We start from the raw sequence: 10,024 nt of genomic DNA, 5'->3' as shown, positions 1-10,024 counted from the left end.
CTGCAGGAGGTCTGCATAGCCGGCAACGCTCGACGCATAGCATCCGTCGATAGCCAGAATCGCTGCTCTAGGCATGTCATCCTCCGATCAACCATCAGTATTGATGTGCTGGAACAGTGCGCGGGATAGCGCGTGAATGATGCGCGCGGAGAAGAAAAATTCTTCCGCATGCGCTGGCGAGAAAACGGCTTCGCAATCACTTCGTGTCATCGCGCACACAGCATTACGTTACGCGGAAAACTTTGCAGCAACTGCGGTTGCAGCTTGTTCGCGTTCAACTGATCCGGTGCTTGCAGCATAGCAGAGGCTCGAAAAATTTCGAGGTTTTGATTTTCTGCGCACAGGTACTTGACACGCCCGATTTGCGGAGTTAAGTTAAATCATCAAGCTATGAATAAGGATTCATATCATGGTCTACCGCCGCACAGAGTACGTCGAACAAAAGATCGACAACGCGAAAACCGCAATCGTCACGGCGACAATCCGCCTCATCACAACCGGGGGGTGGCGCGCGGCGTCAATCGCTGCAGTTGCAAGAACGGCGCGTGTTGCTGCCGGTTCGGTTTATCTCCACTTTCCTTCCAAAAGCCAACTCCTCTGCGAGGCATACCGCAGGATCGCGGAGTTGGAGGTCAAGATCATTGCGGACATCGCGCACGGGGAAGGCACGCCGGGCGAGCGACTCTCCGCGGCGATCGAAACCTTCGCACGCCGTGCCCTGCGTGGCAGGCGCAAGGCTTACGCGGTAATTGCGGAGCCAGCCGACGAAGCAGAAATTGAGCGCTTGAGGCTGCACTACCGCAAACAGTTTGTCAGCCAGTTCGTCCACATCATCGACGATGGCATTCGCGCCGGCGAGTTCACGCAGCAAGATTCGAACGTGACCGGCGCATGCGTCCTCGGCGCCCTGGCAGAGGCAATCGTTGTGCCGCTTGCCGACGAAAGCTACGACCCGGTATCGCGCACTCCGCAACTCATTTGCGAGATCCAGGCCTACGTCAATCGTGCAATTGGCGTCAAGCGGACAAGCAGCCGGCCCGCTATTCAAGAAAACGAGTTTCAGGAGAGCTAAGATGAATGGTTTTGCGTTCCAACCCCCGGGTGTCCCGGCGCCATACAGGACACACCGCGTTTTCAACATGCCGTTCGAGCAGCCCGACTACAACGCCTTCACCGGCGATGCCGTGCTGAGCAGGGCGCTGGAGCGCGAAGGGGCAGGGTGGGCGCGGGAGCGCGCGGCGCAACTGGGCGCGGCAATCGGTAGTTTCGAATTGCGCGAACTTGCGCGGCAGGCGAACCAGTATCTTCCCGAGTTGAGAACGCATGACCGTTTCGGCAATCGCATCGACACGGTCGACTTCCATCCGTCCTACCACCAGCTCATGTCCAAGGCCTACGCCTCCGAGGTGCACTCGCTCGCATGGACGGCAACCGAGGAACGCTCGCAGGTGGCGCGCGGCGCCCTCTCGTACCTCTGGAACCAAGGTGAAAACGGTATCTGCTGCCCGACCGTGATGTCTTACGCAATCATCCCGCTCCTTCGCTCTGACGCCGAACTCGGCGCGCGCTGGGAGAACCTGGTGCTGTCGAACGATTACGACAACCGTCACATTCCATTCGCACAAAAGCGGGGAATCACCGTCGCGATGGGGATGACGGAGAAGCAGGGCGGCTCCGACCTGCGTGCAAACGAAACCGAAGCGATTCCCACCGGCGCCGACCGCGAATACATTCTTCGCGGCCACAAATTCTTCTGCTCGGCACCAATGGGCGATCTTTACCTCGTGACTGCGCGCACTGCAGAGGGTATCTCGTTGTTCATTGCACCACGCATCCTGCCAGACGGCCAGCGCAATGCGATCCGGATCGAACGGCTCAAGGACAAACTGGGCAGCCGCTCGAATGCCTCGAGCGAAATTGAACTCGACGGCGCGCTCGCTTACCGCATCGGCGAGCCGGGCCGCGGTATCCGCCAGTTCATCAAGAACATGACGCATTACATCCGCATGGACCTGTCGATCGCATCTGCGGCGATCATGCGGCAGTCGCTTACGCTGGCCATGCATCACACGTCGAACCGGAGTGCATTCGGCTCCACCATTTCCAGCCTGCCGCAGATGCAGAACACGCTCGCCGATCTCGCCATCGAGAGCGAGGCCGCGCTCCTGCTCGGCATGCGCCTTGCGCGCGCCGCGGATGACGAACACCTCAGCGACCACGACCGCCTTCTTATTCGCGTTGCCGTGCCGGTGGCGAAGTACTGGAACTGCAAGAGGGTCAATCACGTTGCCCTCGAAGCCTTGGAGTGCCATGGGGGCATGGGCTACGTCGAGGAACAATCGATCGCTCGCCTGTACCGGGAAGCGCCGCTCAACGGTATCTGGGAAGGCAGCTCGGCAATGATGGGACTCGACCTGATGCGCGCACTCCGCGGCGACAACGCCACGCGGGAGGCGTTGATGGATGAAATCAACCTTGCCAAAGGCGCACACCGGAAATTCGACGCGTATGTGGCGAAGCTCGACCGCGCACTGATGGATGTATCCGACAATTTTGAGCCGCATGCGCGACGGGTGATGGCAATGATTGCCATGGCTCTCCAGGGAAGCCTGCTGCTGCGCTTCTCCACGGAAGATGTGGCCGATGCATTCGTCAATTCGCGCCTCGGCACCGACTATGGCAGCGAGTTCGGCACCCTGACCGCATCACCGAACGCCCTGAAACGCATCATCGAACGCGCGTCGATTTCGGGGTGACGGCAACGGCGCGCCGGCTGGTTCTTCAGGCGCGCCAGCAGTTGACATACAAGAATTGCGCGATTGAAAAGCGCAGCACGAAGCAGGCACAAATACAGACCGGTATAAACCGGCGGCGTGCCGAATGGCTGGCCCGAGAGAGAGTGGACGATGGAAGAGACGACGAAGGCGAGCGAATGCACGTTCCCCCGCTTGCTGCTTAAACACGCGCAAACGCGCCCGAACGTGCCTGCCTACCGGGAGAAAAACCTCGGCATCTGGCAAACCTGGAGCTGGTCGGAGGTCGCTGAAGAGGTCCGTGCCCTGGCCTGCGGGCTGGCGGCCATGGGATTCAAGCGTGGCATGAACCTGGCGATCGTTGGCGACAACCGTCCCCGCCTGTACTGGGCAATGGCGGCAGTGCACTGTCTCGGCGGCGTCGCCGTGCCGTTGTACCAGGATGCGCCTGCTGCCGACATGGCCTATGTGCTCAATGACGCTGATATCGATTTCGCCATTGTCGAAGACCAGGAACAGGTCGACAAACTTTTCGACATCAAGCAGACACTTAACCGCATCGCCAACATCATCTATGACGACCCACGCGGCATGCGCCACTACAGGCAGCAAGAGCTGACGTCATACGATGTCGTGCAGGAACTCGGCAGGAAGTTCGACAAGGCGCATCCCGGCTTTTTCATCGGCGAGGTGTATGCAGGCAGGGCGAGCGACACGGCGGTCATGCTGTATACCTCCGGCACCACCGGCAAGCCGAAGGGCGTTTGCCAGACGCACGGATCGTTCTTCGTCGCCGCCGAGGGCGGACGCAAATTCGACGGCCTGAATGCGGAAGACAATGTCCTTTCCTATCTGCCGATGGCATGGGTCGGCGATCATTTGCTCTCCTTCGCCCAGGCGCTGGTGGCCGGCTTCACGGTGAACTGCCCGGAGTCGGGCGACACGGTGCTCACCGACCTGCGCGAGATCGGGCCGACGTATTACTTTGCCCCGCCGCGCGTGTTCGAGAACATGCTCACCACGGTGATGATCCGCATGGAAGACGCCGGCGTGATCAAGCGCAAGATGTTCCGCCACTACATGGAAGTGGCGCGCCGGGTCGGCGCCGACATCCTTGACCGCAAGCCGGTCGGGTTGCTGGACCGCCTCAGCTATGCGCTGGGCGACCTGTTCGTGTACGGCCCGCTCAAGAACGTGCTCGGGCTGTCGCGCGTGCGCGTGGCCTACACCGCCGGCGCGGCCATCGGTCCCGACCTGTTCCGCTTCTACCGCTCCATCGGCGTGAACCTGAAACAGTTGTACGGCGCCACCGAAACCTGCGCGTACGTGTGCCTGCAGCCGAACGGCAACATCAAGTTCGATTCGGTCGGCCTGCCGGCGCCGGGCGTCGAGGTCAAGCTGGCCGACAACGGCGAAGTGCTGGTCAAGTCGGCCGCGATGCTCAAGGAATACTACAAGCGCCCGGACGCCACCGCCGAAGTGATTGACGCCGACGGCTACTTCCACACCGGCGACGCCGGCATCTTCGACGACGAAGGGCACCTCAAGATCATCGACCGTGCGGCCGACGTGGGCAAGATGAACAGCGGCGACATGTTTGCGCCGAACTACATCGAGAACAAGCTCAAGTTCTTCCCGTTCATCAAGGAAGCGGTGGCCTTCGGCAACGAGCGCGACATGGTGTGCGCGTTCATCAACATCGACATGGAAGCGGTGGGCAACTGGGCCGAGCGGCGCGGCATCGCGTATTCCGGCTATACCGACCTGGCCGGCAAGGCCGAGACCTACGAACTGATTGCCGAATGCGTGGAGAAGGTCAATGCCGACCTGTCGACCGAAGCGCTGATGTCGGGCACGCAGATCCACCGGTTCCTGGTGCTGCACAAGGAACTGGACCCGGACGACGACGAGCTCACGCGCACGCGCAAGGTGCGGCGCCGCTTCATTGGCGAGAAGTACCGGGTGCTGATCGACGCGCTGTACGCGGGCAAGATGTCGCAGTACATCGAAACCCAGGTCAAGTTCGAAGACGGGCGCAAGGGCATGGTGTCTGCCGACCTGCGCATCGTTGATGTCAAAACCTTTGGCGCACTGAAGAAGGCGGCCTGATATGCATAACGAGAACCGCAAGATCGGCGACGTGATCCTGGACCTGCAGAACATTTCGCTGTCGTTTGGCGGCGTCAAAGCGCTGACCGACATTTCGTTCGATGTGCGCGAACACGAGATCCGCGCCATCATCGGCCCCAACGGCGCCGGCAAGAGCTCCATGCTCAACGTCATCAACGGCGTGTACCGGCCGCAGCAGGGCGAGATCGTCTACCGCGGCCAGCACCGCAAGGACATGGATACCTATGCCGCGGCCAAGAGCGGCATTGCGCGCACGTTCCAGAACATCGCGCTGTTCAAGGGCATGACCGTGCTCGACAACATCATGACCGGTCGCAACCTCAAGATGCAGACCAACTTCCTGCTGCAGGCGCTGTACTGGGGCCCGGCGCAGCGCGAAGAGATCGAGCATCGCAAGAAGGTCGAGGAAGTCATCGACTTCCTCGAAATCCAGCACATCCGCAAGACGCCGGTGTCGCGCCTGCCGTACGGCCTGCAAAAGCGGGTCGAGCTGGGCCGGGCGCTGGCGGCCGAGCCGGAAATCCTGCTGCTGGACGAACCGATGGCCGGCATGAACGTGGAAGAAAAGCAGGACATGTGCCGCTTCATCCTCGACGTCAACGACCAGTTCGGCACCACCATCGTGCTCATCGAGCATGACATGGGCGTGGTGATGGACATCTCCGACCGCGTGGTGGTGCTCGACTACGGCAAGAAGATCGGTGATGGCACGCCGGACGAGGTGCGCAGCAACCAGGACGTGATCAACGCGTATCTGGGCGTCGCGCACTAAAGAACACCCCTCTCCCTTCAAGGGGGAGGCCGGGAGGGGGATGGGTTTCCCTCGCAGATAACGAACCGAAACCCATCCCGCCCCAAGGGAACCGACAGAGGGTGAATCAAACATGGAACTCAGTTTCTTCTTCGAAGTGTTGATCGGCGGCCTGCTCGCCGGCGTCATGTACGCATTGGTGGCGCTCGGCTTCGTGCTGATCTACAAGGCATCCGGCGTGTTCAACTTCGCGCAGGGCGCGATGGTGTTCTTCGCCGCGCTGACCTGCGTCGGCCTGATCGACAAGTTCGGCGTGCCGCTGTGGGTCGCGATTCCGCTGACGATGGGGGCGATGGTGCTGCTCGGCCTTGCGACCGAGCGCATCGTGCTGCGGCCGCTGGTCGCCCAGCATGAGATCACGCTGTTCATGGCCACCATCGGCCTGACCTTCTTCGTCGAAGGCCTCGCGCAGCTGATCTGGGGCTCGGAAGTGCGCCGCCTCGACATCGGCATCGAAGACGTGCCGATCATGTACTTGCTCGACAACTACAACATTTCGATTTCCCAGTTCGACGTCACCGCCGCCGGCATCTGCGCGGTGCTGGTGACCGGCCTTGCGCTGTTCTTTTCCAAGACCAAGATCGGCCGCGCGCTGCGCGCCGTGGCCGACGACCATCAGGCCGCGCTGGCTGTGGGCATTCCGCTGCAGCAGATCTGGGGCATCGTGTGGGCGGTCGCCGGTTTCGTCGCGCTGGTCGCCGGCCTGCTGTGGGGCGCCCGCAACGGCGTGCAGTTCGCACTGACCTTCGTTGCGCTCAAGGCCCTGCCGGTGCTGATCCTCGGCGGCTTCACCTCGGTGCCCGGCGCCATCATCGGCGGCCTGATCATCGGCGCCTCGGAAAAACTGGCGGAGGTGTACATCGGCCCGATGGTGGGCGGCGGCATCGAAGGCTGGTTCCCGTACGTGCTCGCGCTGCTGTTCCTGCTGGTGCGGCCGGAAGGCTTGTTCGGCGAGAAGATCATTCGACGCATCTGACGGCGAACCCGGAGAAGCGCTTAAAAAATCCCTTGTCGTCCCCGCCACCGCGGGGATGACGGACCGGAGAGACAAAGGAAGCAAACATGTTCTACCGCGAAGCAGGTCAATTCAAAGCCACCTACCAGGCCGACAACCAGATCTTCCCGATCCGGCAGGACCGCGTCGGCATCTACGTGCTGCTGGCCGTGGCCTTTTTCATCGTGCCGATGTTCGCATCGCCCTATGCGTTCTCGGCCATCCTGATCCCGTTCCTGATCTTCGCGCTCGCCGCGCTCGGACTGAACATCCTGACCGGCTACGCCGGCCAGCTCTCGCTCGGCACCGCCGCCTTCATGGCCGTCGGCGCCTTCGCGTCGTACAACTTCGTGCTGCGCATCCCGGGCATCCCGATCCTGGTCGCCTTCATCCTCGGCGGCGTGTGCGCCGCGCTGGTCGGCGTCGCATTCGGCCTGCCGTCGCTGCGCATCCGCGGCTTCTACCTCGCCGCCGCCACGCTGGCCACGCAGTTCTTCGTCGTCTGGTGCCTGACCAAGATCGGCTGGTTCACCAACTACAGCTCGTCGGGCGTCATCACCGCGCAGCAGATCACCATCCTCGGCTTCGACTTCGATACCCCGGGCCGCAAGTACCTGCTGGTGCTGTCCATCGTCTGCGTGATGGCGCTGATGGTGAAGAACATGGTGCGCACCAACGTCGGGCGTTCCTGGATGGCGGTGCGCGACATGGACGTGGCGGCCGAGGTGATCGGCTTCCGCCTGATGCGCACCAAGCTGCTCGCCTTCGCGGTCAGCTCCTTCTACTGCGGCGTGGCGGGCGCGCTGTATGCGTTCGCCTACCTCGGCACCGTCGAGCCGGAAGCCTACAACCTGGACCTGTCCTTCCGCATCCTGTTCATGATCATCATCGGCGGCGTGGGCACCATCATCGGTTCCTTCTTCGGCGCGGCGTTCATCGTGCTGCTGCCCATTCTGCTCAATATCATCGCCCACACCTTCGGGCTCCCCACTTCGGTTGCGTCGAACCTCGAACTGATGGTGTTCGGCGCACTGATCATTTTCTTCCTGATCGTCGAGCCGCACGGCCTGGCCCGCCTGTGGCAGATCGCGAAGGAAAAACTGCGGTTATGGCCATTTCCGCACTGAGGTAAAGCAGTCCACACAACTAGTTGTCATTGCTGTCTAAAATTAGGAGGAGCACATGAAGTTGATCAAATCTGTCATGCTCGGCGCAGCGCTGGCTGGCACGGTCGCGGCCACTACCGCCGCCGCCCAGGAGCAATACATTCCCATCCTGTCCTATCGCGTCGGCGCCTATGCCGCGGGCGGCTCCGGCTTCTTCGGCGGTGCGATCGACTACTTCAACCTCGTCAACGCCAACGGCGGCATCAACGGCGTCAAGATGAAGTGGGAAGAGTGCGAAACCGAATACAACGCCTCGCGCGGCGTCGAGTGCTATGAGCGCCTGAAGTCGCGCAACGGCGGCGCCGGCCTCGTCGAACCGCTGTCCACCGGCATTGCCTACGGCATCCTGGACCGCGTCGCCAACGACAAGATCCCGATGACCACGCTCGGCTACGGCCGCTCCGACGCCGCCAACGGCAAGGTCTTCCCCTATGTCTTCCCGCTGATCACCAGCTACTGGAACCAGGCCGCCGCGATGACCGCTTATCTCGGCAGCAAGGAAGGCGGCATGGACAAGCTCAAGGGCAAGAAGATCGTGCACCTGTACCACGACTCCGCTTTCGGCAAGGAGCCGATTCCGGTGCTCGACGCGCAGGCCGCGCAATACGGCTTCGAGCTGATCAAGATCCCCGTCGCCCACCCGGGCAACGAGCAGCAGTCGCAATGGCTGCAGATCCGCCAGGCCAAGCCGGACTACGTGATCCTCTGGGGCTGGGGCGTGATGAACGCCGTGGCCATCAAGACCGCGCAGCGTAACGGCTTCCCGCGCGAGAAGATCCTCGGCGTGTGGTGGGCAGGCTCGGAAGAGGACGTGATCCCGGCAGGCGACGCCGCCAAGGGTTACACCACGATGACTTTCAACACCCCGGGCAACTACCCGGTGCTCGACGAGATCCGCAAGAAGGTCTATGACGCCGGCAAGGGCAACCTCGACGACAAGACCCGCGTCGGTTCCGTGTACCACATGCGCGGCGTCACCGCGGCGATCCTGTGGACCGAAGCCATCCGCAAGGCGCAGGAAAAGTTCGGCAAGGGCAAGGTCATGAACGGCGAGCAGATCCGCTGGGGCATGGAAAACCTGAACGTCGACGAAGCGCGCCAGAAGCAGCTGGGCGTGCTGGGCATGTTCCCGCCGGTGAAGACTTCCTGTGAAGACCACGAAGGTTCCGGCGCCGTGAAGGTGCAGCAGTGGAACGGCAGCAAGTGGGTGCCGATTACGCCGAACTGGGTTACGGGTGACAAGGCCCTGACCAAGAAGCTGATCGAGGAATCCTCGGCCAAGTACGCCGCGGAGAAGAAGATCACCCCGGCCTGCGCGACCTAAGCAGTCGCCGCTGAGCGCCGCTCCCGTGCCGCGGGAGCGGCCTCACGCCAGGGCTTGCCGGTGTCGACACCAATGTCGAGCCCTGGCGTGAGCAGCAAGACCCGTTGAATCCGATTCGAGAAGAGACACCATGACAACGCAAACCGTAGCGGTGGCACCGGCGGCCAGTACCTCCAGTAGCCAGCCGTACCTTTCCGTCAACAACATTGAAGTGATCTACGACCACGTGATCCTCGTGCTGAAGGGCGTGTCGCTGCAAGTCCCGCAGGGCAAGATCGTGGCGCTGCTCGGCGCGAACGGCGCGGGCAAATCGACCACGATGAAATCGATTTCCACGCTGCTGCGCGGCGAGCGCGGCGACGTCACCAAGGGCAACATCGAATTCAAGGGCGAGCGCATCGACCAGCTGACGCCGAACGAACTCGTCAAGCGCGGCCTGTCGCAGGTGATGGAAGGGCGGCACTGCTTCGGCCACCTCACCATCGAGGAAAACCTGCTGACCGGCGCCTATACCCGCCGGATCTCGCGTGCCGAACTGAAGGACCAGCTGGAAATGGTCTATCACTACTTCCCGCGCCTCAAGCAGCGCCGCACCTCGCAGGCCGGCTACACCTCGGGCGGCGAGCAGCAGATGTGCGCAATCGGCCGTTCGCTGATGGCCAAGCCCTCGATGATCCTGCTGGACGAGCCGTCCATGGGCCTGGCGCCGCAGATCGTGGAAGAAATCTTCGAGATCGTGAAAGACCTCAACAGCAAGGAAAACGTCTCCTTCCTGGTGGCCGAGCAAAACACCATGGTTGCGCTGCGCTACGCGGACTTCGGCTACATCCTGGAAAACGGCCGCGT

8 protein-coding genes are annotated in these 10,024 nt (G+C 62.0%); all 8 read left to right on the top strand.

Features of this window, described 5'->3' with window-relative positions; all coding sequences use genetic code 11:
* The first annotated feature begins 409 nt into the window (after positions 1-409).
* A complete protein-coding gene (locus VFF99_RS16835) occupies positions 410-1,072 on the top strand; it encodes a TetR/AcrR family transcriptional regulator (protein WP_325019921.1) in 663 nt (220 codons plus the stop codon).
* A 67-nt stretch (positions 1,073-1,139) separates the two neighbouring features.
* On the top strand, positions 1,140-2,756 hold the full coding sequence (locus tag VFF99_RS16830) for an acyl-CoA dehydrogenase family protein (protein WP_325019919.1): 1,617 nt from the start codon (positions 1,140-1,142) through the stop codon (positions 2,754-2,756).
* Positions 2,757-2,906: 150 nt separating this feature from the next.
* Entirely contained in the window at positions 2,907-4,862 is a 1,956-nt protein-coding gene (locus tag VFF99_RS16825) for an AMP-dependent synthetase/ligase (RefSeq protein WP_325019917.1), read from the top strand.
* A gap of 1 nt (position 4,863) precedes the next feature.
* Positions 4,864-5,655 carry an ABC transporter ATP-binding protein gene (locus VFF99_RS16820; protein ID WP_325019916.1) on the top strand — a complete coding sequence of 264 codons (792 nt, stop codon included), beginning with the start codon at positions 4,864-4,866 and terminating at the stop codon, positions 5,653-5,655.
* Between the two features lie 112 nt (positions 5,656-5,767).
* Positions 5,768-6,670, top strand: a complete 903-nt coding sequence (locus VFF99_RS16815; RefSeq protein ID WP_325019914.1) for a branched-chain amino acid ABC transporter permease — start codon at positions 5,768-5,770, stop codon at positions 6,668-6,670.
* Between the two features lie 86 nt (positions 6,671-6,756).
* The gene (locus VFF99_RS16810) at positions 6,757-7,815 is read left to right on the top strand and encodes a branched-chain amino acid ABC transporter permease (protein ID WP_325019912.1); all 1,059 of its coding nucleotides are present in this window, start codon (positions 6,757-6,759) and stop codon (positions 7,813-7,815) included.
* 55 nt (positions 7,816-7,870) lie between these two features.
* Entirely contained in the window at positions 7,871-9,178 is a 1,308-nt protein-coding gene (locus VFF99_RS16805; RefSeq protein WP_325019910.1) for an ABC transporter substrate-binding protein, read from the top strand.
* Between the two features lie 130 nt (positions 9,179-9,308).
* Positions 9,309-10,024: ABC transporter ATP-binding protein (locus tag VFF99_RS16800; protein ID WP_325019908.1), on the top strand; the 716-nt coding region annotated here is incomplete at its 3' end.

Source organism: Noviherbaspirillum sp., assembly GCF_035654295.1.
GTDB lineage: Bacteria > Pseudomonadota > Gammaproteobacteria > Burkholderiales > Burkholderiaceae_D > Noviherbaspirillum.
This window is presented reverse-complemented; position numbering and strand designations above follow the sequence as displayed.